Origin of the sequence: Citrobacter sp. Cc139, from assembly GCF_030334645.1 — a bacterium.
GTDB classification, from domain to species: domain Bacteria; phylum Pseudomonadota; class Gammaproteobacteria; order Enterobacterales; family Enterobacteriaceae; genus Citrobacter; species Citrobacter werkmanii.
Window position 1 is genome coordinate 1 of the sequence record NZ_JAOWDM010000091.1, and the last position, 21,970, is coordinate 21,970.

Here is a 21,970-nt window from a genome sequence, read left to right on the forward strand (position 1 = left end):
TTCCTCCAGGCTACCGGGCCGGGCGCGAGGTAGCGTCCTTGCAAAGCGCGCCCTGAGCCAGCATCCATGCTGGCTCTCCCAGCCTTACGGAAACACGTCGGCAATTTTCAGCCGGACCTGCCCACACCTGACCTCCTGCACTTTTATTTGAACAGCGAAACAGATTTAACTGGAAATCAGAGAGTTGAAGCGATGACCCCGGTCCGGCTGAAAATCGATGAGGCGTTGACGGCTGACCGGGTCTGCCCGCAGGGATGCGGGCAGAGGGGACGGCCTGCATGGATGCAGGCTCGGCCCCGACCCGACAGGCAGACGGAATAAGACGAATAACTCGCGCAGCGACGATTTTCCCGCCGGGAGCCTGGGTTGCAAGGGAGGCGGCAGTGAGCCTCCCTTGCACGTTCACGGGCATCAGCGCTTCAGAGAAATGACACCACTGAGGTGAACGGAACCCTGAGCAAGAATCACATGTTCTCAATAATTCTTAATTGACAAGAACTTCTACTACGGTGGCTGGTTCATTTGTTAATACAATTTAGCTATATCGATGGCCTGAATCGCCCGAGCGATATCCGGCGAATTGTTTAACGCGCGAATCTCCTGAAACAACGCCGTGGCTTCTGAATATTCTTTACGCAAATACCCTAACCACTGCTTAATACGCGCCACATGATACAACCCCGTGTCACCCTGCTTTTCGAGACGGGTATATTTTTGCAGCAGCATCACGACGTCAGGCCACGGCATACGCGGCTCGTTGTACTTCACCACACGACTCAGATTCGGGATATTTAACGCACCACGACCGATCATCACCGCATCGCATCCGCTGATGGCCATACAATCCTGGGCGCTCTGCCAGTCCCAGATTTCACCATTTGCGATAACCGGAATGGTAAGTCGCTGGCGAATTTCACCAATCGCCTGCCAGTTAATATGCTCGGCCTTATAGCCCTGCTCTTTGGTACGGCCATGCACCACCAGTTCGCTGGCGCCAGCCTGCTGGACGGCATCGGCAATTTCAAACTGCCGGTCGCTGTTGTCCCAGCCCAGGCGTACTTTCACCGTCACCGGGAGAGGGTCCGGCACCGCCTCGCGCATGGCTTTTGCGCCGCGGTAGATGAGCTCAGGATCTTTCAATAACGTCGCGCCACCGCCGCTGCCGTTGACCAGCTTCGACGGACAGCCGCAGTTCAGATCGACACCGTACGATCCCAGTTCGACCGCGCGGGCCGCGTTCTCCGCCAGCCACTGCGGGTACTGGCCCAACAGCTGTATGCGCACCCGCGTGCCGGATGGCGTGCGGCTGTTATTATGCAGTTCCGGGCAGAGCCGGTGAAATACTTTTGCCGGCAGGAGCTGATCCACCACGCGCACAAACTCGGTGATGCACAGATCGTAATCATTCACTTCAGTCAGCAGCTCGCGCACCAGGGAATCGAGCACGCCTTCCATCGGCGCCAGTAAAACACGCATATCGTCACCCGCAAAAAAAGAGGCGCTATGGTAGCGCCTCCGTTCGGGAGATTAAAGAGGCTCAGCGCGGCAACAGACAGTTATCTTCTTTCCAGCCGTACAGCCACTCCATACCCCGATAAAACTCCGCCTGTGATTTACCTTTCCACAGCAGATTACGCACCTGGCGCTCGACGCCCGCGGCGTGATAAACGCGGCCCATTTCGCGCGTCGACCAGACAATCCGCGCCGTACGCGGAATGCGCACCGACTCATACAGGGCAAAGGCATCAGCCGCATCGCCGTCACACTGCTGTAACGCCTTACCAAGCGTGACGGCATCTTCCAACGCCATACAGGCTCCCTGCGCCATATATTGCGCCACCGGGTGCGCGGCATCACCCACCAGCGTAATGCAGTCGGTACCCCATTTCTCGACCGGCTCGCGGTCAGCGGTGGACCAGCGCCGCCATGATGTCGGTTTATCCAGCATCTGGCGCGGACGTGGATGAATACCGGCAAAATAGGAGAGCACCTCCTCTTTACTGCCATCCTTCACGCCCCACTCTTCCTGCTGACGACTATGAAAGGTCACCACCAGATTGTATTGTTTGCCGCCGCGCAGCGGATAGTGCACCAGGTGACAGTGCGGTCCGGCCCACAGCACCGGCGCGTTAATGCGCAAATCTTCCGGCATATCATCGCAATCAATCACAGCGCGGTAGACCACGTGCCCGGTCACGCGTGGCGCATCGCCAATCAGAGACTGACGGACAACCGACTTCACACCGTCACAGCCGACCAAAATATCTGCCGTCCAGCTGTTACCATGCTCGTCAAATACCGTCACGTCATTCTCGGTCTGGCGAATATCAACCACGTTAGTTGAAGTGCGATACTCAACGTTGGGATGAACCAGCGCCGCTTCCCACACAGAAGCATGAATATCCACCCGATGGATAACCGCATAAGGACCGCCAAAGTGATCGCGGAACGCCTGTCCGGTTTCAATACGCACGACTTCCTGCGCATTTACCGCATCCATCATGGTGATATGATCGGTAAAAACGGCGCGCTGGCGGGCAACCTCTCCCACGCCAAGGCTGTCGAGAGCAGAGAACGCGTTTGGCCCGAGCTGAATGCCCGCGCCGATTTCGCCAATCTCATGCGCTTTCTCCAGCAACATCACTTTGATTCCCTGACGGGCCAGCGATAACGCGGTCGCCGCGCCGCCAATCCCACCACCCACGATAATTGCGCGTGTCACTTTAGCCATTGTCGTTCTCCTTATCAGGCCGGAATTTTATCTTGTTGATTCTCGGGCGCGGCGGCGATAAACGCCGGAAGCTGGGTACAGGCATCATAGACCGCCTTACAGCGTGGATATGCGCTCAAATCGCAGCCCATACGTAGCGCGTTCGCCCATTGCGGGATCAGGCAGCAATCCGCCAGCGTCGGCGCATCACCCACGCAGAACGCCCCCGAATGACTCTGGCGCAGCATCTGTTCCACTGCGCTTAACCCTTGCTGGATCCAGTGCGCATACCAGCGTTTTTTATCCTCTTCACTGATCTTTAATTCGTCGCTCAGGTAGCGCAGTACCCGCAGATTATTCACGGGGTGGATATCACAAGCGATGGCATAAACAATTTCCAGCACCCGACTGCGCATCGGGAAGTCAGCAGGCAGCAGCGGCGACTGCGGAAAGTGGCTATCCAGCCAGTCGATTATCGCCAGCGATTGTCCAAGCGATTCTCCGTCGTCGGTCACCAGCGTCGGCACCAGCCCCACCGGATTCATCCGCCGGTAGGCCAGCTCGTTCTGCTGACCGATGCGAATGTTGACGCCCACCGTCTGGTAATCGAGCCCTTTCAGCGCCAGCGCAATACGCACGCGATATGACGCGGAGCTATTAAAGAAACTGTACAACTTCATCATCCACCTCAGACAATCTTCACGGCGATGGGGGTTAAACCGTCTACGTTGCCGGTGATCACATCCCCTTTCACTACCGCCCCCACGCCTTCCGGCGTACCGGTGTAGATCAGATCGCCCGGCTGCAGTTCGAAAAATCCGGACAGATAGCTGATGGTTTCATTCACAGACCAGATAAGGTGGCGAATATCGCTCCGCTGATGATCGTCGCCGTTAACCTGCAGCCAGATAGGCGCATTGTTAACATCAGCGATTTCACTGGCTTTATGCAGCGGCGCGATGGGCGCAGAGAGATCAAACGCTTTGCCGATTTCCCACGGACGCCCCATCTGGCGCATCTCCATCTGCCTGTCACGACGGGTCATATCCAGACCGGTGGCATAGCCCCAGATATATTCGTGCGCTTTTTCCAGCGGTATATCGCTGCCCTTTTTACCAATCGCCACCACCAGCTCTATCTCGTAGTGATAGTTATCGGTCTGCGACGGGTACGGCAGTTCAAGAGTTTGACCAGCCGCCACCGGAACCACCGCGTCGGCCGGTTTACAGAAGAAGAACGGCGGTTCGCGATCCGGGTCAAAGCCCATTTCACGCGCATGTGCAGCATAGTTGCGCCCCACACAGTAAACGCGGCGCACGGGAAATTGTTCATCACTACCAACCACCGGAACGGTAACAGGCGCTTGTGGTTCGAATACGTATTGCGTCATTTTCTCTCTCCCAAATTAATAGCGTGCTTCACGGAACAACCCCAGCGCTTCCTGAACCGGTCTGTCCGAAAAACTGAATAAGACGGCATCTTCGCTGGCCTGGAACGACACACCGTGCCAGGTCGGTACCACGAAGATGTCTTTTGGCGAAAAGTTGAAGGTTTCGTTGCCGATGGTGACCCGCCCGCTTCCTTCCACCACATGGTAGATAGTGCTGTCAGTGGTACGCGCCATCCGTGAAGAAAAGCCCTTCGGCAACAATTGCAGGAAGGTCCCCATTGACGGCATGGGATAACCGCCGGTTACGGGGTTCACGTAGCGCATCTTGTAACCATCCCACTCGTCGGCTTCACCCATGCGGGTCAGGTCATGCAGTGCTTCACGGCTACGATCGTAGCGATAGTTGAAAATGGGCGATGAGTTACCCTTCTGATGACGCAGCGGCAGCATGTTGGCCGCATAGCGCGGTAAATAATCCCCTTCCTTGCGCGTGACCGGCTGCTGATCTTCCGGGTAGTCTTCCGCAAAGCCGCAGCCCAGCAGATTCACCAGCGGCAGATCCAGACCGTCCAGCCACACTACCGGTTCGCTACCTGGGTTGCCGTGATCGTGCCAGCGCCATTGCGGCGTCAGAATAAAATCGCCTTCATGCATCTGGGTGCGCTCGCCATCGACGGCGGTAAATGCCCCTTTCCCTTCGACAATAAAGCGCAGCGCAGACTGATTATGGCGGTGGCTCGGCGCAACCTCGCCCGGCATAATCAACTGTAATCCCGCGTACAGCGTCGGGGTGATGGAAGACTGTCCGCGCAGCATTGGGTTTTCCAGCACCAGCACGCGGCGAATCGCCTCTTTCGCGCCAATCAGATCGCCGCTTTCCAGCAGTAGCGGACGGATCTCCTGATAGTTCCAGTACGCAGGCGCGCAATTCGCGTTCGGCGTTGACGGCACCAGACGGTGCAACGACTCCCACAGCGGGGTCAGATTCTGCCCGGAAATATGCTGGTAAAACTGCTGACGGCTGTTCTTAACATCCTGATTCAGTTCAGACATAGGGATTCTCCTTATTCATTCACGATGCCTGCGCGTGGCAAGGCGTCAGGGACAGAGGCCGACTGGCGAACAACAACCGTCAGCAGCGTAAGCATCACCGCGCTGATGGCCGCCGGAACGGCAATAATGAAAAACAGGTTATCGAATGAGAAATTCATCGCCATCATCACACCGCCGGAAAGCGAACCGACAATCGCGCCGCAGCGGCCAATGGCATTAGACCAGCTGACGCCCGTCGCCCGGCTTTGCGTCGGATAAAGGGTGGCGGTTAACGCATTGAGACCCACCTGAGAACCGCTAATCCCGATGCCGGTGCCAAAAATCGCCAACGCCATCAGCCACAGGCCGTTTTCGCTCAGGCCAATCATGACGATACATACCGCCCCCAGCGCATAGCTCACCGCCAGCACGCGGAAAGGATTGTATTTATCCATCAGTACGCCCAGCGCCAGCGCGCCTAACGTACCGCCAATCTGGAAGGCCGCAGTCACCCAGGAGGCATGTTGCAGGTCGATTCCTCGATGGTTAAGCAACGTTGGCATCCAACTGGAGAGCAGATAAATAATCAGCAGGCTCATAAAGAACACCACCCATAACATCAGGGTAATGGGCAACTGTCGCCCGACGAACAGCTGGCGGATACTGCCTTTGGCAATCGCTGACCCTTCGTTGAGATAAAAATGGGTATCGTCATAACGTTCCCGGGTAATAGCGCTGACAGTTCTGGCAATTACGTTTTGCGGTAGCTGGCGACGAACCTGCCAGCGCGGGGATTCCGGTAGCGCAAACAGCAGGGCGACAAACAGCATGAGCGGCAAAACGCCTCCCAGCACCAGAATGCCGTGCCAACCAACAACCGGCACCAGTTGAGCGCTGACGATGCCGCCCATAGCCGATCCGAGAGTGAAGCCGCAGAACATCATGGTGACCAATGCGCCACGCCGACGGGCAGGCAGGTATTCCGACGTCATGGTGATGGTATTAGGCATCGCGCCGCCCAGACCTAACCCGGTAAGGAAACGCAAAATAACCAGCGTTTGCAGATCGGGCGAAAAAGCAGAGATCAGACTCAGCGCGCCAAACAGCGCCACGCAAAGCTCAATCACCCGTTTACGGCCAAAACGATCGGACAGCGGGCCGCAGAGCAACGCGCCAGCAGTTAGCCCCAGCAGTCCTGCGCCAAAAAGCGGCGCCAGATCCCCAGCGGTCAATTGCCAGTGAGTGCGTATATCGGGTGCGATAAAACCAATCGCCGCGGTATCAAAACCGTCGAGCATGACGACCAAAAAACAGCAAATAATCACGCGCCACTGCGTCTTACCGACGGGGGCGGAATCTATTAGTGCTTGTAGATCACGTTGTTGAGTCATAGTGAATGCCTCAGTGCAGGTAGAGTAGATGTCTGTTTTGTTTTAGGTATGTTGCGACTTTGTATGTTTGGAGATGAAATGTACAATGGCTTTTCATGCAGAGGCATAACCTGGAGGTTATAGCAAATGGCTAACTGGGCACAGAAACTGAAGTTGCACCACCTGCAAACGCTGGTCGCGCTAGGGGAACAGGGAAATTTGACTCACGTCGCCCGAATGATGAATATCACCCAGCCTGCCTTGTCCAAATGGTTATCACAGCTCGAAGATGAGATTGGCATCACGCTCTTTGAACGACATAGCAAAGGCTTACGCCCCTCTGAAGGCGGCAAGCTGTTGCTGCAACATGCTCAACGCCTGATCAATGATATGGAGCGTTCGCAGTACGAAATTGCCCGTTTCAAGCAAGGCGGTCTGGTGGGAAGTCTGAAGATTGGCTGCTCGCCGGTGGCGACCGACTGCGTTTCACAGGCAATACTGGGCTTGCTTACGGAGCTACCCACTCTGCATCTCAATATTGAAGAGAAAGTGATGACCCCGTTACTGCACGATCTGCTGGCGGGTTCAGTGGATGTCGTCGTCGGTCGCGTTGGCGGCCGGGCGCTTCAGCTGCCGCTTAATTACCAGGTGCTCTATACCGAGCCGGTCTGTTTTGTCGCCCGCCCCGATCATCCGCTGGCAAAATATCCCCTGCTCACCTGGAACGATCTGGCTAACTGGCGCTGGATTGTCTGGCCGACAGGCACCCCCATTCGCATTAGCATTGACAACGCGCTGGTCGATAATGGCGTAATGCTGCCGGAAAACACCATTGAATCAGCGTCGATAAACGTCAGCACCAACCTGCTGCAAAGTAGCGACATGGTTTCTATTCTTTCTCTGCGTCTGGCGCAGCGTTATGCCGCCCAGGGACAACTGGCTATCCTGAATCTGCCGAAGATTGAACAAAAAGGCAGCGTAGGCGTATTCTGGCGCAACAATGAAACGCCCACCACCGCCCTGAATCGTTTTTTGTATTACCTGGCACAGGTTTAGCGCGGTCATGTGCGCAATGTTCCGGATGTCTATTTCCTCTATGCTTAGAATTCATGATGTGATCGGTAGCACGTTTTGAAGTTTAATTGTATGATGAATCAGTCTCGTCAAGGGTTTCAATTATGAGCAAATCACTGAACATTATCTGGCAATATTTGCGCGCATTCGTCCTGATCTATGCCTGCCTCTATGCAGGTATTTTTATCGCTTCGCTGCTGCCGATCACGATTCCGGGCAGCATCATTGGCATGCTGATTCTGTTTGTCTTACTGGCATTGCAGGTATTACCGGCAAAATGGGTTAATCCCGGCTGTTATGTCCTGATTCGCTATATGGCCCTGTTATTTGTCCCGATTGGCGTGGGGATCATGCAGTACTTTGATTTGCTCCGCGCACAATTTGGCCCGGTGGTGGTGTCATGCACCATCAGTACGCTGGTTGTTTTCCTCGTGGTGAGCTGGAGCTCGCATCTTGTACACGGTGAACGCAAAATTGTTGGCCAAAAAGGTTCGAAAGAATGATGACATATATCTGGTGGTCGTTGCCCTTAACTCTCGCGGTGTTCTTTGGCGCACGTAAGCTAGCAGCACGCTTTAAAATGCCGCTGCTGAATCCGCTGCTGGTCGCGATGGTGGTGATTATTCCCATTCTGATGCTGACCGGAATTCCCTACGATCACTATTTCAAAGGCAGCGAGGTGCTGAACGATTTACTGCAACCTGCCGTGGTCGCGCTGGCCTATCCGTTATACGAACAGCTGCACCAAATTCGCGCGCGCTGGAAATCGATAATCGCTATCTGTTTTGCGGGGAGCGTCGTGGCGATGGTTACCGGCACAACAATCGCCCTGTTGATGGGCGCCTCACCGGAAATTGCCGCGTCAATCATGCCGAAATCGGTCACCACACCTATCGCTATGGCGGTAGGAGGAAGTATTGGTGGTATTCCGGCCATCAGCGCGGTGTGCGTCATTTTCGTCGGCATTCTCGGGGCGGTATTTGGTCATACTTTACTGAATGCTATGCGCATTCGCACGAAGGCCGCGCGAGGACTGGCAATGGGTACCGCTTCGCACGCCCTGGGAACCGCGCGTTGCGCAGAACTGGATTATCAGGAAGGCGCGTTTAGCTCTCTGGCGCTGGTCATTTGCGGCATTATCACCTCGTTGGTCGCCCCGTTCCTGTTCCCGGTTATTCTGGCAGTGGTCGGCTAACCTTCACTTTTTGGTTATTTATTTGCGATGCGTTGCACATTTTTCATTTAAGTTTCATAAGTTGCACACACAATGAGATTTGGATCACATATAAAGCCGTAACAGGCCCGTAAACTACGATTCCATTACATTGTTATGAGGCATCGCCATGCATCCACGTTTTCAAACTGCTTTTGCCCAACTCGCGGATAACTTGCAATCAGCCCTGGCCCCTGTTCTGGCGGATACGCATTTCCCCGCCATGCTGACTGCTGAGCAGGTCTCTTTGCTGAAACGCGAATCGGGACTGGACGAAGACGCGCTGGCATTCGCTCTGCTGCCGCTGGCTGCGGCCTGCGCACGTACCCCGCTTTCCAACTTCAACGTGGGCGCGATCTCTCGCGGCATTAGCGGCACCTGGTACTTCGGTGGCAACATGGAGTTCCTGGGCGCAACAATGCAGCAAACCGTTCATGCCGAGCAAAGCGCCATCAGCCACGCCTGGCTGCGCGGAGAAAAAGGCCTCGCCGCCATCACCGTAAACTACACCCCTTGCGGCCACTGCCGCCAGTTTATGAACGAACTGAACAGCGGGTTGGATTTACGCATTCACCTGCCTGGGCGCGAACCACACGCACTGCGCGACTATCTCCCGGACGCGTTCGGGCCAAAAGATCTCGACATCAAAACGCTACTGATGGACGACCAGGATCACGGCTTCGCGCTGCAGGGCGACGCCCTGACCCAGGCGGCAATTACCGCCGCCAACAGATGCCATATGCCGTACAGCAAATCGCCAAGCGGCGTGGCGCTCGAGTGTAAAGACGGGCGAATTTTCAGTGGCAGCTATGCTGAAAACGCCGCCTTTAATCCCACTCTCCCACCGCTGCAAGGCGCGTTAAACCTGTTGAGTCTGAACGGTTACGACTATCCGGACATTCAACGCGCGGTGCTGGCAGAAAAAGCCGATGCGCCGTTAATCCAGTGGGATGCGACCTCCGCCACCCTGCACGCGCTGGGCTGCAACAATATTGAGCGCGTGCTGCTCAGTTAACTCATAAAGCCCGGTGGCGCTGCGCTAACCGGGTAACAGTGACTAAAATCCCCTCAATCAGACTGCTGTTTCTTGCGCTACGTCTTCCGGTACAGTAGCCTGATTGAAATTCCACCCAAATAACGAGTTTTCTGCATGTTAAAGCGCGTGTTTTACAGCCTGTTAGTCCTGTCAGGCCTGCTGCTGTTGACTGTGCTTGGACTCGACAGATGGATGAGCTGGAAGACTGCCCCCTATATCTACGACGAATTACAGGATTTACCCTACCGCCAGGTCGGTGTGGTCCTGGGTACGGCAAAATACTATCGAACCGGCGTTATCAACCAGTATTACCGCTACCGTATTCAGGGCGCCTTGAACGCCTATAACAGCGGGAAGGTAAACTATCTGTTGCTGAGCGGCGACAACGCGCAGCAAAGCTATAATGAACCCATGACGATGCGTAAGGATCTGATTGCCGCAGGCGTCGATCCGGCTGACATTGTGCTTGATTACGCCGGGTTCCGTACGCTCGACTCCATCGTGCGTACCCGTAAGGTATTCGATACCAACGATTTCATCATTATTACTCAGCGATTCCACTGTGAACGCGCCTTGTTTATTGCGCTGCATATGGGCATTCAGGCCCAGTGCTATGCGGTGCCTTCACCAAAAGATATGCTTACCGTGCGGGTACGCGAATTCGGCGCGCGTTTTGGCGCACTCGCCGATCTCTATATTTTTAAACGTGAACCCCGTTTTTTAGGCCCACTGGTGCCCATCCCTACCATGCATCAGGTACCCGACGATGCGCAGGGGTATCCGGCGGTTACGCCTGAACAATTACTCGAATTACAAAAGAAACAAGGAAAATAAGCATGGATGTACAAACCCTCTTTGTCGTGTTGGCCTTTCTGCTCATTCCTGTGTTTTGTTTCCGTGAGGCCTGGAAAGGCTGGCGCACCGGGGCCGTAGATAAAATTAAGAAGAATACGCGCGAACCGGTATACGCTTATCGCCATCAAGAGCCCCTGCAATTTTGGTCCTATGTGTTGGTTTATGCCGGATGCGGATGTTTATCCTTCGGTATGGTTATTTACTTAATTTTCTATCGATAAAGATATTATTTTTATATTAGCGTTTGAGAATAGCTAATATTATGATAACGGTTACCATTTCAAATTAAGGGATTAATGCTGCCCGCCAGCATTTCCCGCCAACACTCTTCTATTTGTGAATCCTTTCACAGAATACTCTTCCTGCAGTGCTTAGCCTTAAGAATAGCCTTTCGATTTTTATATTTTGTTATTAACGGTTTGCCTTAATTTACTCACGCATTAAGGAAGAAAATATGCCACAACAAAATTATCTGGATGAGCTCACGCCTGCTTTTACGCCATTATTAGCCATAAAAGAGGCTTCTCGCTGTTTATTATGTCACGATGCCCCCTGTAGCCAGGATTGTCCGGCGCAAACTGACCCGGGAAAATTTATTCGCTCCATTTATTTTCGTAATTTTAAGGGTGCAGCCGAAACTATTCGTGAAAATAATGCACTTGGGGCAGTATGCGCCCGGGTATGCCCAACCGAAAAGTTATGCCAACGCGGGTGTACACGCTCAGGTATTGATAAGCCGATTGATATTGCACGTCTGCAACGCTTTATTACCGACTTTGAGCAGCAGACCGCAATGAAAATTTATCAACCCGCCACAAAAACACGGGGCAAGATCGCCATCATTGGCGCAGGCCCGGCAGGATTACAAGCCAGCGTAACGCTGAGCAATCTGGGCTATGACGTCACTATCTATGAAAAGCAGGCCCAACCTGGCGGCTGGTTACGCTATGGCATTCCAGAGTTTCGTCTGCCGCATGCTGTTTTAGATAACGAAATTGCTCGTATCGTTGAAATGGGCGTAACCCTCAAATGCAATTGTGAAGTCGGCACCGCCCTTTCCGTTGAGCAACTCAAAACAGAATACCGCGCCGTACTGGTTACCGTAGGGATGTCTTACGGTTCAACGTTACCGCTGTTCGAGAAGGCCAATCACGTTGAAATTGCCGTCGATTTTCTGCAACGAGCCCGGCAAACCAGCGGCGATATTACCGTCGCGCAAAGCGCATTGATCATCGGCGGCGGCGATGTCGCGATGGATGTCGCCAGCACGCTGAAACTGCTGGGCTGCCCGTCAGTTACCTGTGTCGCCCGTGAAGAACTGGCCGATTTCCCAGCCAGCGATAAAGAGTTCAGCAGCACACAAGCGTTAGGGGTATCGATTATTGACGGTTTCACGCCTGTGGCGGTTAGCGGAAACCGGGTTACTTTTAAACACGTACGCCTGCCGGGAGAACTGACGCTTGAAGCTGAACATATTATTCTCGCCGTTGGTCAACATGCTCAACTTGAAAATTTCGCCGCGTTAAAGCCACAGCGCAATCTTATCGATACGGATAATTATCAAACCGCCGATCCCGCTTTGTTTGCCGCGGGCGATATTGTAAAAGGCGATAAAACGGTGGTTTACGCCGTGAAAACCGGAAAAGAAGCCGCTCAGGCCATTCATCACTACTTAGAGGGAGCTTGCTCATGTTAACGAAAGATCTTTCTATTACTTTTTGCGGCGTCAAATTCCCCAACCCGTTCTGCCTCTCTTCTTCTCCGGTGGGCAACTGCTATGACATGTGCGCCAAAGCCTATGACACCGGCTGGGGCGGTATTGTTTTTAAAACCATTGGTTTCTTTATTGCAAATGAAGTCTCTCCACGCTTTGACCATCTGACCAAAGAAGATACCGGCTTTGTTGGCTTCAAAAATATGGAGCAAATTGCCGAGCACCCGCTGGAGGAAAATCTGGCCGCTATTCGCCGGCTGAAACAGGACTACCCGGATAAAGTTCTGATTGCATCGATCATGGGGGAAAATGAACAGCAGTGGCAGGAGCTGGCACGGCTGGTCGAAGAGGCAGGTGCAGACATGATCGAATGCAACTTCTCTTGCCCGCAAATGACCTCACATGCCATGGGTAGCGATGTTGGGCAAAGCCCTGAGCTGGTCGAAAAATATTGTCGGGCAGTTAAACGCGGCTCTACCCTGCCGATGCTGGCTAAAATGACACCGAATATCGGTGATATGTGTGAGGTTGCGCTGGCGGCAAAACGCGGTGGCGCCGACGGTATCGCAACCATCAATACGGTTAAATCCATTACCAATATCGATCTGAACCGGAAAATTGGGATGCCGGTCGTCAACGGTAAATCCAGTATTTCCGGCTACTCCGGCAAGGCCGTTAAACCTATCGCCCTGCGATTTATTCAGCAACTGCGCATGCACCCTGAACTGCGCGATTTCCCGATTAGCGGCATCGGGGGTATAGAAAACTGGGAAGATGCCGCCGAGTTTTTACTGTTAGGCGCGGCCACGCTGCAGGTGACCACCGGGATAATGCAGTATGGTTATCGGATAGTGGAGGACATGACCAGCGGGCTGTCACATTACCTCGCCGATCAAGGATTTGACTCACTGGAGGAGATGGTGGGCCTTGCCAATGCCAATATCATCCCCGCTGAAGATCTTGACCGTAGCTACATCGTCTACCCAAACATCCATCTCGATAAATGCGTGGGGTGTGGTCGCTGCTACATTTCCTGTTATGACGGCGGGCATCAGGCGATGGAATGGAATGAGGAAACCCGAACCCCACACTGCGACACGGAAAAATGTGTGGGATGCTTGCTGTGCGGCCACGTTTGCCCGGTCGCCTGTATCGACCTGGGTGAAGTAAAATTTAAACCCGGAGAGAAAGAGCACGCGCTAACATTATAACGCGGACAAAAAAGGCCGATGCAGATTGCGCTGCACCGGCCTGTTGGCGTTTTATCGTTACTTCTTACGCGCGTACTTCAGGGAGTCCAGCGCCACCGCGAAGATGATGATGCCGCCCTTAATAATGTACTGCCAGTATGGGTTAACGCCGATGTAAGTCAGCCCGTAGTTGATGACGGTAAAGATAATCACACCTGTCACCACGCCGAAGACGGTTCCTACCCCACCGCTAAACGAGACGCCGCCAACCACGCACGCCGCAATCGCATCCAGCTCATACATAAAACCGAGGTTGTTGGTCGCCGAGCCGATACGTCCCGCTTCCAGCAAACCACCGAAGGCATAGAACACACCAGACAACGCATAGATAATCAGCAGGTTCAGCGCGACGTTCACGCCAGACACTTTCGCCGCCTCTGGGTTACCGCCGATAGCAAAAATGTTTTTACCGAAGCGGGTCTTGTTCCACAGCACCCACACAAAGGCCACGGCAATCAGCGCATAGAAGGTGATATAAGAGAGTCGGAAACTGCCCAGCGCGATAAAGCCCTGCGCAAAGGTAGAGAATCCGCTGTCAAAGCCAGAAATTGGCGATGCGCCGACAAAATCATAGTACAGGGAGTTGATCCCGTAGACGATGATCATCGTACCCAAGGTGGTAATAAACGGCGTCACGTTCAGATACGCGATGATGATACCGTTCACCAGACCGATAATCGCGCCGATGACGCAAACAATCAGTACCACCACGATGATCGGCATCGTCGCCATTTCCGGGAATACCTTGTTGGCGTTATCCATCGATTGCAGTAAGGTTGCCGCCACCACTGCCGCCAGACCAACCTGACGCCCTGCCGACAGGTCTGTCCCTTGCGTCACAATCAGTCCGGCAACACCCAATGCGATAATAATACGCACTGAGGATTGCGTCAGAATATTACTCAGGTTGAGTAAACTTAAGAAAGTGGGATCCTGGAAAATAATAATTGCCAGCAAAACCAAAAGAACAACGTATATTCCGCCTTCTTTCAGATAAGTAAGAAAACTTTTCTTATTTAACGCACTCATGAGGAGCCCCTAATCTTAAAGGTGCAAAGACGCAAGACGGAGGATTTCGTTTTGCGTTGTCGTTTTAGTGTCAACAATTCCGGCAACGAGACCATTGCTCATCACCAGAATACGATCGGTAATACCCAGCAGCTCCGGCATTTCAGAGGAAATAATAATAATCCCCTTATCTTTTTTCGCGAGTTCGGCTATCAACTGATAAATTTCAAATTTTGCGCCGACATCGATACCACGTGTTGGTTCATCCAGCATCAGGATTTCTGGCTGCGTTAATAGCCAACGGCCAATAACCACCTTTTGCTGATTCCCTCCGGAAAGTGAACCGATTTGCGTACGATGGCCCGGCGTTTTCACCCTCATAGAGTCAATCACCCACTGGGTATCACTCTTCATGCGGGAATTATCCAGCAGACCGACTTTATTTTTATAGTTTTGGATATTGGAGATTAACGAGTTAAAACCAATGTCCAGATACGCATAAATACCGGTTGAGCGGCGCTCTTCCGTGACCAGTGCAAAGCCATGGTTGATGGCTTCATTGGCGCTGTGGTTATTAATTTTTTTGCCGTGTAACGTAATCGTACCCGATGATTTCTCACGAATACCAAAAAGCGTTTCAACGATATCAGTGCGTTTTGCGCCTACCAGACCGGCAATCCCGAGGATTTCCCCTTTGTGTAAATCAAACGAGACATCACGAATCGACGGCTGACGCAATGAGGTCAGGTTACGCACTTGCAGTATCACTTCACCAGGCTTGTTTTCTTTATCGGGAAAACGTTGGTTCAGCGAACGTCCAACCATCATGGCGATGATCTTGTCCATATCCAGCCCTTCCAGCGGCTGGGTTGCGATCCACTGCCCGTCGCGCAGCACGGTAATTTCATCACACAGCTGGAAAATTTCTTCCATTTTGTGAGAAATATAAACAATACCGCATCCACGCTCTTTCAGCTTACGAATAATGGTGAACAGATGATTAACTTCTTTCTCGGTTAACGATGACGTCGGCTCATCCATGATGACGATTTTGGCATCGTAGGAGAAGGCTTTCGCAATTTCGATCATCTGCATTTGTGAAACGGATAATGTACCGACGCGCGCCCGCGGATCGATATCAATATCCAGCTCATCAAATATCGCTTTGGTATCACGGTACATTTTTTCCTGATCGACAAACATACCTTTGGTGGGATAGCGCCCCAACCACATGTTATCCATCACGGAACGTTGTAATACCAGGTTTAATTCCTGGTGGACCATCGAAATACCATTTTCAAGCGCTTCTTTCGCCGAATGAAAATCGATTTCTTTACCCTGAAATAAAATACTACCGGAATCTTTTTGATAGATGCCGAAAAGACATTTCAATAATGTGGATTTCCCCGCGCCGTTCTCGCCCATTAAGGCGTGAATTGAATGCGGGCGGACCTTTAAATTAACGTTATCAAGAGCCTTAACGCCGGGGAAAGACTTGTTAATGCCGGTCATTTCCAACAAGTATTCGCCTGACGACTGAGTATGTGTGCTGACCATAAATATACCTTGTTGGCCTTGCAAAGCGCGTTATTAAGGGCGCAATGACATTGCGCCCATAGACGGAGATTTATTTATTAGTGAACTCAGCCAGATTATCTTTATCGACACCGACGTACGGAACGCGAACAATTTTGTTGTCAATTTTCCAGTTCGTGCCGTCTGCTGCGCCTTTGCCATCAGCCAGGTTTTTCGCCAAATCGAAGGTCGCTTTCGCCTGGTTGTTGGCATCGTTCAGCACGGTACCGGCCATGGCGCCGGATTTCACCAGGGCCAGCGCTTCAGGCAGCGCATCCACGCCAAACACCGGTACGCTGGTTTTGTTGTGCGCTTTCAGTGCTTCAACTGCGCCCATCGCCATCGCATCGTTGTTGGCGATAACCACTTCAATTTTGTTAGCGTTCGGACCGGACATCCACGCATCCATCTTATCTTTCGCCTGAGCGGTATCCCACATCGCGGTATCTAACTGCAGTTGCTCAGTTTTAATGCCCTTGTCGTTCAGCTCTTTGATCACGTAAGTGGTACGTGCTTCAGCATCCGGGTGTCCCGGTTCGCCTTTCAGCAGAACAAACTGGATTTTACCGTCTTTATTCAGATCCCAGTTCGGGTTAGCAGCCCAGTGTTTAGCAATCAAGTCACCCTGAATAATGCCAGACTCTTTAGAGTCAGTACCGACGTAATACGCTTTGTCATAGCTGTCCAGCGCTTTACGAGAAGGTTCTTTGTTGAAGAACACGATCGGGACGTTCTGACCGCGTGCTTTTTCAATTACCGTGCCTGCAGCTGCCGGGTCAACCAGGTTAATCGCCAGTGCTTTAACGCCTTTTGCCAGCAATACGTCGATCTGGTCGTTTTGTTTGGACTGATCGTTCTGCGAGTCATTCATCAGCAACTGTACGTCAGGCGCCGCTTTGGCATCTTTTTCAATAGCCTTACGTACCACAGACATAAAGTTATCGTCGTACTTATAAATCGTCACACCAATGCGGGTATCAGCAGCGTGCGCAGCCGCGCCGAATAACATGCTTGCCATTACAGCAGACAGGGTCAACACCTTCTTATTCATGGTATCTCCGGTTTTATTATGCAGGGTAGTACTTGAGATAAATGCTCGGCAGGCAGAACGTTACTGAAGTGTTACTGAACGCCGAAGCTCACTTTTAAAAATAATTCTTCCGTGCCTGGCAACGCTCCAAAAACTGGCTTTAATTTTTGTTTAAGGCACCAATACCTCGATGAAAGTGATTATTCACCGTTACATAGTAGTTACAGCGCAACAAACAGTGTCATCATAGCTATCGCATTGTTAATATACTGTGAATTTACTCACATATTGAAAGCGGTTACATAGTTCGACTTTATGAGTTAGTGATCGGTGCCGCATTCTGCCGCAATGCCACAGAATGACGACGCACCAGTGTCGGCATAAAGCAATGCGACGCCGCAGGATCTAACGTGCCCGCCGCGCCTTGCAGCGCAAGCTCCGTCGCCATTTTTGCCATTGAGGCGATGGGATAGCGTACGGTTGTCAGTTGCGGATCGGTGTAACGCGCAATGGGAATATCATCAAAGCCAATGATAGAAAGATGTAATGGGATGGCGATGCCGTTGTCTTTTAACGCGGTCAGTGCGCCCGCTGCCATGTTGTCGTTGTAGGCGAAGACCGCCGTCAGTTGCAAATTGCGCCCCAGCAGCTCCACCATGGCAGACTCTCCGCCCTGCATATCGGGCGAACCGGTACCGATCCAGCTTTCCGCCGCATCAATTCCTTGTTCTTTCAGGGCCGATAACCACCCTTCTTTGCGCATCGCATCATCTTCAATACGGTGGCTTGATGCCAGGTAACCAATGCGTTGATGACCATTATTCAGCAGCATGCGGGTCGCCATTTTGGCGCCGCTGATATTATCCAGGCAGACGCAACGGTGGGCGTAACCCGGAACAAGGCGATTGATCAGCACCATGCCGGGGATCTGATCCATAAACTCTGCCAGTTCCCGATCGCTGAGCGCTTTAGAGTGAACAATCAGAGCGTTACAGCGTTGGCGAATCAAAACCTCGATAGCATGGCGTTCTTTTTCAGCCTCATGATAGCTATTGCCAATCAGGACATATTTCTGATGCTGCTGGGCAACCATATCGACAGCTTTAACCAGCGCGCCAAAAAATGCATCTGACACATCCATCACCACCACACCAATGGTGTCACTTACCTGTGTCGCCAGCGCCTGCGCATTGGCGTTAGGTCGATAGCCTAACTGAGTGACTGCTTTCATCACCGCTTCACGCGTGTCGGGACTCACCAGCGCACTGTTGTTCAGTACGCGGGAAACGGTCGCTACAGATACGCCAGACTGTCGTGCCACATCACGGATGGTTACCATATTCACTGCCCTGTTTTAGATTGCGGTTAGCCACAGACACCCCAGGCTGGGTATTTTGTCAGCACAATGAAACGGACTGCGTGAGTGATGTCACAGGAATGAAAGCGCTTACATCCATTTTGTTAATGAATGTGATCCAGATCGTTATCTGGATGTACGTGGTAATGATGTCCCTGAAGCACGCAGGGTTAATTGACGCCACAGCCACTCTACCGGGCCCTGCCGGTAAAAACGCAGCCAAATGACGGAGAGCAGAAGATTAACGGCCCAGACAGGAATGACGAAACAGAGCAGCTCCAGCCGATCGAATTTCATAAACAAGCCGAATTGATAAAACAGCGTGGTGCAAATTAAGGTTTGCAACAGATAGTTAGTTAACGCCATACGTCCCACGCAGGCGATGGCAATCACCCACTTTAAGCGGCTCAGCTGTGGCCAGAAGCCAAACATCAGGGCGGCGTAGCCGATAGTCTGCAACGGCGCGCCCAGCTCGCGCGGAGCTTGTAACAGGAAAGCACACCAACGGTAGGCCCACTCCAAATGCCACTGAATGATAATAGCAGGCAGGTTAATCGCCATCCCAATAACGACCAACAGTACGCCGGTACGTCGATAATGCTGCAAACTGTACTGCCCTTTCAGCCAGCCGCTGCGCATTAATGCTGCGCCAAGCAGCATCATCCCAGCCAGTTGCCAGCCGTACTGCGCGCCCAGTGCCAGCAAGCTATTGGACATCATATCCACGCGATTGCTGACCGCTTCCAGACCGCCATTCACTTTCCAGTATTTTTCATATAGCAAAGCTGAGGCATCCGGCGTCCAGGCCCGACTGGTTTCCCCGCCGGAGATAACGCCCAGCAGCAACAGTACGCCAATCCCCACCAGATAAAGCAGGACGCCGGTGTTAAACAGGCTTTTTACCGAAGGGGCATCGCGAATCAACCGCCAGCAAATCAGACCAATTAAGCCATACGCCAACAGGATATCGCCGTCCCAGAAGAGTAAACCGTGAATAAAACCCAACAGCACCAGTAACGTAAGCCGCGACTGGATCCAGCGTTTGCCGCGCGGGAGCAGCATTTGCAGCCCTGCCCCAAACAGTAATGCAAACAGCGTGAGAAACTTGACCTGTGCGAAGAGATCAAGCACCGCCCAGCTCCAGGCGTCGGATAAGGTGATATTGCCATACCAGGCGGGATTGAGATATGCCGCCTTTGGCAGGCCAAAGGCGTTAATATTGAGAAGCAGGATGCCAAGAATGGCGACGCCACGAATAAAATCCAGCGTGACATTACGCTCCATGGCCCCTGCCCTAATCAGTTGTGATGACGTACTGCGCGCAGGAATTCCTGACGCGTGTTCTGGCTGGACTTAAACAATCCACCCAGAGAAGTGGTGGTGGTCGCGCTGGTCGCATCGCGAATACCGCGCGCTTTCACGCAGTAATGCACCGCATCAATCGACACCGCAACATTATTCGTCCCAAGCAGCGTTTGCAGCGCGGTGAGAATTTGCTGGGTCAGACGTTCCTGCACCTGCGGACGCTGCGCGAAGAACTGCACAATGCGGTTGATCTTCGACAGGCCAATGACTGAATCTTTCGGGATATACGCCACCGTCGCTTTACCATCGATAGTGACAAAGTGATGCTCGCAGGTGCTGGTCAGCGTGATATCGCGGACCGTAACCATCTCGTCCACCTTCATTTTGTTTTCAATGACGGTGATTTTCGGGAAGTTGGCGTAATCGAGACCGGAGAAAATCTCATCGACATACATTTTCGCAATGCGATGCGGAGTTTCCATCAAACTGTCATCGCTCAAATCGAGATTGAGCAATTGCATAATCTCGGTCATATGGCCCGAGATAAGACGTTTGCGCGTTTCGTTATCCATCTCCTGCACAGGCGGGCGTAGTGGTGTTTCGAGACCACGCGCGACCAGCGCTTCATGAACCAAAGCCGCTTCTTTACTGAGTGATGACATTTCTTTTTCTCCTGCAGGTGTGGCGCCTCTGCCCTGCATGGGGCAAAGTTTTTAGGCTGTGTCAGCCAGAACATTGTGCGTGAGGCGGCGCACATAATCCAGTATTCACCGCGATAATTATTGAAATTGGCACAGCCTTTCAGCGTACCAAATTCACGTAGCGTTCAGCCCGGCGATGTTGAGTGTTAATGTAAAGTTATATAGATGATGAAGTATGTTTGCCCAATGCGGAAGTGAAAGTTACTCACAGTGCAATGAATAATCTGTATTATGATGAATTCGCAAACATATTCAGGTTCAACACAACAAGGAGCCACGCATGGAAATGCTTGAAGAGCACCGCTGTTTTGAAGGCTGGCAGCAACGCTGGCGTCACGACTCCGCCACGTTAAATTGCGCTATGACTTTCAGCATCTTTCTTCCCCCGCCTCGTGAGAATACCCCGCCTCCGGTGCTGTACTGGTTGTCGGGCCTGACCTGCAATGACGAAAACTTCACCACCAAAGCGGGTGCGCAACGTGTGGCGGCTGAGCTGGGTATTGTGCTGGTGATGCCGGATACCAGTCCACGCGGCGATCAAGTAGCCAACGATGATGGCTACGATTTAGGCCAGGGGGCTGGGTTTTACCTCAATGCCACCCAGCAACCGTGGGCAAGCCATTTTCGCATGTATGACTATCTGCGTGATGAGCTTCCGGCACTGATCCAGTCGCAGTTTAACGTCAGCGATCGTTGCGCCATCAGCGGACATTCCATGGGTGGTCACGGGGCGTTGATTATGGCGCTGAAAAATCCGGGGAAATACACCAGCATCTCCGCTTTTGCCCCCATCGTTAACCCTTGCCGTGTTCCGTGGGGCGAGAAGGCTTTTAGCACTTATCTGGGTGAAGATAAATCGCTGTGGGCCGAATGGGATAGCTGCGCGTTAATGTTGACCAGCAGGCCCGAAGATGCGATTCCGACGCTTATCGATCAAGGGGACAACGATCAGTTTCTTGCCGATCAGTTGCAGCCCGCGGTACTGGCCGAAACGGCACGTCAGACCGCATGGCCGATGACGTTACGCATCCAGCCGGGTTACGATCACAGCTATTACTTTATTGCGTCGTTTATTGAGGATCACCTGCGCTTCCATGCGCAATATTTACTGAAGTAACGCCTGAGTGAGGGCGAAAGCCCTCTTCATTTCGCCATCATCCCTTCACTTTTTCTCCATTTTTCTTTTTCACTTATCTTATTGATTTAATAATAATTTCCCCTCAAACCATGTCAAACACAAATGATTTCGATTATCATTTGTGTTTACAAAAATTCATACTTTTGTACAATCCATTCGCTTCTTTACTGAAAAGAGTCCTTAAAAGACAAATACATACAATTGTCATGGCC

General features: G+C 52.4%; 21 protein-coding genes. 9 read left to right on the plus strand and 12 right to left on the minus strand.

Translation table 11 applies throughout. The annotated features are described in order from the left end of the window. Window positions 1–525: 525 nt before the first annotated feature. From dusC to mhbT, 6 genes are all read right to left on the minus strand, one after another. Window positions 526–1,476, minus strand: a complete 951-nt coding sequence (dusC, locus tag OGV69_RS18145; protein ID WP_069323454.1) for a tRNA dihydrouridine(16) synthase DusC — start codon at window positions 1,474–1,476, stop codon at window positions 526–528. A gap of 61 nt (window positions 1,477–1,537) precedes the next feature. After that, the gene (locus tag OGV69_RS18150; protein ID WP_069323453.1) at window positions 1,538–2,731 is read right to left on the minus strand and encodes a 3-hydroxybenzoate 6-monooxygenase; all 1,194 of its coding nucleotides are present in this window, start codon (window positions 2,729–2,731) and stop codon (window positions 1,538–1,540) included. A 14-nt stretch (window positions 2,732–2,745) separates the two neighbouring features. Further along, window positions 2,746–3,390, minus strand: coding sequence for a maleylacetoacetate isomerase (maiA, locus tag OGV69_RS18155; protein ID WP_069323452.1), 645 nt, complete (start codon window positions 3,388–3,390; stop codon window positions 2,746–2,748). An 8-nt stretch (window positions 3,391–3,398) separates the two neighbouring features. Beyond that, window positions 3,399–4,100 (minus strand): fumarylacetoacetate hydrolase family protein, encoded by a 702-nt coding sequence (locus OGV69_RS18160; protein ID WP_038641969.1) that lies wholly within the window; start codon window positions 4,098–4,100, stop codon window positions 3,399–3,401. A 15-nt stretch (window positions 4,101–4,115) separates the two neighbouring features. Next, the gene (gene gtdA, locus OGV69_RS18165) at window positions 4,116–5,153 is read right to left on the minus strand and encodes a gentisate 1,2-dioxygenase (protein ID WP_038641971.1); all 1,038 of its coding nucleotides are present in this window, start codon (window positions 5,151–5,153) and stop codon (window positions 4,116–4,118) included. An 11-nt stretch (window positions 5,154–5,164) separates the two neighbouring features. After that, the gene (gene mhbT, locus OGV69_RS18170) at window positions 5,165–6,523 is read right to left on the minus strand and encodes a 3-hydroxybenzoate transporter MhbT (RefSeq protein WP_038641973.1); all 1,359 of its coding nucleotides are present in this window, start codon (window positions 6,521–6,523) and stop codon (window positions 5,165–5,167) included. A gap of 126 nt (window positions 6,524–6,649) precedes the next feature. Between mhbT and OGV69_RS18175 the strand changes: the two genes are divergently transcribed. From OGV69_RS18175 to preA, 8 genes are all read left to right on the plus strand, one after another. Further along, window positions 6,650–7,558, plus strand: coding sequence for a LysR substrate-binding domain-containing protein (locus tag OGV69_RS18175; RefSeq protein ID WP_042307328.1), 909 nt, complete (start codon window positions 6,650–6,652; stop codon window positions 7,556–7,558). Between the two features lie 122 nt (window positions 7,559–7,680). Further along, window positions 7,681–8,079 carry a CidA/LrgA family protein gene (locus OGV69_RS18180; protein WP_038641975.1) on the plus strand — a complete coding sequence of 133 codons (399 nt, stop codon included), beginning with the start codon at window positions 7,681–7,683 and terminating at the stop codon, window positions 8,077–8,079. Beyond that, on the plus strand, window positions 8,076–8,771 hold the full coding sequence (locus OGV69_RS18185) for a CidB/LrgB family autolysis modulator (RefSeq protein WP_038641977.1): 696 nt from the start codon (window positions 8,076–8,078) through the stop codon (window positions 8,769–8,771). Before OGV69_RS18180 ends, OGV69_RS18185 begins: the two co-directional genes overlap by 4 nt. Window positions 8,772–8,919: 148 nt before the next feature. After that, the gene (gene cdd, locus OGV69_RS18190) at window positions 8,920–9,804 is read left to right on the plus strand and encodes a cytidine deaminase (protein WP_038641979.1); all 885 of its coding nucleotides are present in this window, start codon (window positions 8,920–8,922) and stop codon (window positions 9,802–9,804) included. 135 nt (window positions 9,805–9,939) lie between these two features. Continuing rightward, complete coding sequence (gene sanA / locus OGV69_RS18195) at window positions 9,940–10,659, plus strand: outer membrane permeability protein SanA (protein ID WP_038641981.1); 720 nt, start codon at window positions 9,940–9,942, stop codon at window positions 10,657–10,659. A 2-nt stretch (window positions 10,660–10,661) separates the two neighbouring features. After that, the gene (locus tag OGV69_RS18200) at window positions 10,662–10,901 is read left to right on the plus strand and encodes a DUF2542 family protein (RefSeq protein WP_038641982.1); all 240 of its coding nucleotides are present in this window, start codon (window positions 10,662–10,664) and stop codon (window positions 10,899–10,901) included. A gap of 233 nt (window positions 10,902–11,134) precedes the next feature. After that, on the plus strand, window positions 11,135–12,376 hold the full coding sequence (locus tag OGV69_RS18205) for an NAD(P)-dependent oxidoreductase (protein ID WP_069323451.1): 1,242 nt from the start codon (window positions 11,135–11,137) through the stop codon (window positions 12,374–12,376). Continuing rightward, a complete protein-coding gene (gene preA / locus OGV69_RS18210) occupies window positions 12,370–13,605 on the plus strand; it encodes an NAD-dependent dihydropyrimidine dehydrogenase subunit PreA (RefSeq protein ID WP_069323450.1) in 1,236 nt (411 codons plus the stop codon). The genes OGV69_RS18205 and preA overlap by 7 nt, the downstream gene beginning before the upstream one ends. A 57-nt stretch (window positions 13,606–13,662) precedes the next feature. On the opposite strand, the gene mglC is transcribed toward preA, so the two are convergent. The 6 genes from mglC to folE all read right to left on the minus strand — a co-directional run bounded on the left by mglC (window position 13,663) and on the right by folE (window position 20,581). After that, window positions 13,663–14,673 carry a galactose/methyl galactoside ABC transporter permease MglC gene (gene mglC / locus OGV69_RS18215; protein WP_006683806.1) on the minus strand — a complete coding sequence of 337 codons (1,011 nt, stop codon included), beginning with the start codon at window positions 14,671–14,673 and terminating at the stop codon, window positions 13,663–13,665. Between the two features lie 15 nt (window positions 14,674–14,688). Beyond that, window positions 14,689–16,209: a galactose/methyl galactoside ABC transporter ATP-binding protein MglA gene (gene mglA / locus OGV69_RS18220; RefSeq protein WP_005129207.1), complete on the minus strand. Its 1,521-nt coding sequence runs from the start codon at window positions 16,207–16,209 to the stop codon at window positions 14,689–14,691. Window positions 16,210–16,279: 70 nt separating this feature from the next. Continuing rightward, window positions 16,280–17,278 carry a galactose/glucose ABC transporter substrate-binding protein MglB gene (gene mglB / locus OGV69_RS18225; protein WP_006683804.1) on the minus strand — a complete coding sequence of 333 codons (999 nt, stop codon included), beginning with the start codon at window positions 17,276–17,278 and terminating at the stop codon, window positions 16,280–16,282. Window positions 17,279–17,570: 292 nt separating this feature from the next. After that, on the minus strand, window positions 17,571–18,596 hold the full coding sequence (galS, locus tag OGV69_RS18230) for an HTH-type transcriptional regulator GalS (protein ID WP_038641992.1): 1,026 nt from the start codon (window positions 18,594–18,596) through the stop codon (window positions 17,571–17,573). A gap of 144 nt (window positions 18,597–18,740) precedes the next feature. After that, complete coding sequence (yeiB, locus tag OGV69_RS18235) at window positions 18,741–19,898, minus strand: DUF418 domain-containing protein YeiB (RefSeq protein ID WP_069323449.1); 1,158 nt, start codon at window positions 19,896–19,898, stop codon at window positions 18,741–18,743. Window positions 19,899–19,912: 14 nt separating this feature from the next. Further along, window positions 19,913–20,581, minus strand: a complete 669-nt coding sequence (folE, locus tag OGV69_RS18240; protein WP_003027410.1) for a GTP cyclohydrolase I FolE — start codon at window positions 20,579–20,581, stop codon at window positions 19,913–19,915. 319 nt (window positions 20,582–20,900) lie between these two features. Between folE and fghA the strand changes: the two genes are divergently transcribed. Beyond that, window positions 20,901–21,737: an S-formylglutathione hydrolase gene (gene fghA / locus OGV69_RS18245; protein ID WP_069323448.1), complete on the plus strand. Its 837-nt coding sequence runs from the start codon at window positions 20,901–20,903 to the stop codon at window positions 21,735–21,737. Window positions 21,738–21,970: the final 233 nt, after the last annotated feature.

Excerpts from the sequence above, each read along its gene's own strand:
- dusC (WP_069323454.1), bottom strand. The coding sequence starts at position 1,476 with ATGCGTGTTTTACTGGCGCCGATGGAAGGCGTGCTCGATTCCCTGGTG.
- OGV69_RS18150 (WP_069323453.1), bottom strand. The coding sequence starts at position 2,731 with ATGGCTAAAGTGACACGCGCAATTATCGTGGGTGGTGGGATTGGCGGC.
- maiA (WP_069323452.1), bottom strand. The coding sequence starts at position 3,390 with ATGAAGTTGTACAGTTTCTTTAATAGCTCCGCGTCATATCGCGTGCGT.
- OGV69_RS18160 (WP_038641969.1), bottom strand. The coding sequence starts at position 4,100 with ATGACGCAATACGTATTCGAACCACAAGCGCCTGTTACCGTTCCGGTG.
- gtdA (WP_038641971.1), bottom strand. The coding sequence starts at position 5,153 with ATGTCTGAACTGAATCAGGATGTTAAGAACAGCCGTCAGCAGTTTTAC.
- mhbT (WP_038641973.1), bottom strand. The coding sequence starts at position 6,523 with ATGACTCAACAACGTGATCTACAAGCACTAATAGATTCCGCCCCCGTC.
- OGV69_RS18175 (WP_042307328.1), top strand. The coding sequence starts at position 6,650 with ATGGCTAACTGGGCACAGAAACTGAAGTTGCACCACCTGCAAACGCTG.
- OGV69_RS18180 (WP_038641975.1), top strand. The coding sequence starts at position 7,681 with ATGAGCAAATCACTGAACATTATCTGGCAATATTTGCGCGCATTCGTC.
- OGV69_RS18185 (WP_038641977.1), top strand. The coding sequence starts at position 8,076 with ATGATGACATATATCTGGTGGTCGTTGCCCTTAACTCTCGCGGTGTTC.
- cdd (WP_038641979.1), top strand. The coding sequence starts at position 8,920 with ATGCATCCACGTTTTCAAACTGCTTTTGCCCAACTCGCGGATAACTTG.
- sanA (WP_038641981.1), top strand. The coding sequence starts at position 9,940 with ATGTTAAAGCGCGTGTTTTACAGCCTGTTAGTCCTGTCAGGCCTGCTG.
- OGV69_RS18200 (WP_038641982.1), top strand. The coding sequence starts at position 10,662 with ATGGATGTACAAACCCTCTTTGTCGTGTTGGCCTTTCTGCTCATTCCT.
- OGV69_RS18205 (WP_069323451.1), top strand. The coding sequence starts at position 11,135 with ATGCCACAACAAAATTATCTGGATGAGCTCACGCCTGCTTTTACGCCA.
- preA (WP_069323450.1), top strand. The coding sequence starts at position 12,370 with ATGTTAACGAAAGATCTTTCTATTACTTTTTGCGGCGTCAAATTCCCC.
- mglC (WP_006683806.1), bottom strand. The coding sequence starts at position 14,673 with ATGAGTGCGTTAAATAAGAAAAGTTTTCTTACTTATCTGAAAGAAGGC.
- mglA (WP_005129207.1), bottom strand. The coding sequence starts at position 16,209 with ATGGTCAGCACACATACTCAGTCGTCAGGCGAATACTTGTTGGAAATG.
- mglB (WP_006683804.1), bottom strand. The coding sequence starts at position 17,278 with ATGAATAAGAAGGTGTTGACCCTGTCTGCTGTAATGGCAAGCATGTTA.
- galS (WP_038641992.1), bottom strand. The coding sequence starts at position 18,596 with ATGGTAACCATCCGTGATGTGGCACGACAGTCTGGCGTATCTGTAGCG.
- yeiB (WP_069323449.1), bottom strand. The coding sequence starts at position 19,898 with ATGGAGCGTAATGTCACGCTGGATTTTATTCGTGGCGTCGCCATTCTT.
- folE (WP_003027410.1), bottom strand. The coding sequence starts at position 20,581 with ATGTCATCACTCAGTAAAGAAGCGGCTTTGGTTCATGAAGCGCTGGTC.
- fghA (WP_069323448.1), top strand. The coding sequence starts at position 20,901 with ATGGAAATGCTTGAAGAGCACCGCTGTTTTGAAGGCTGGCAGCAACGC.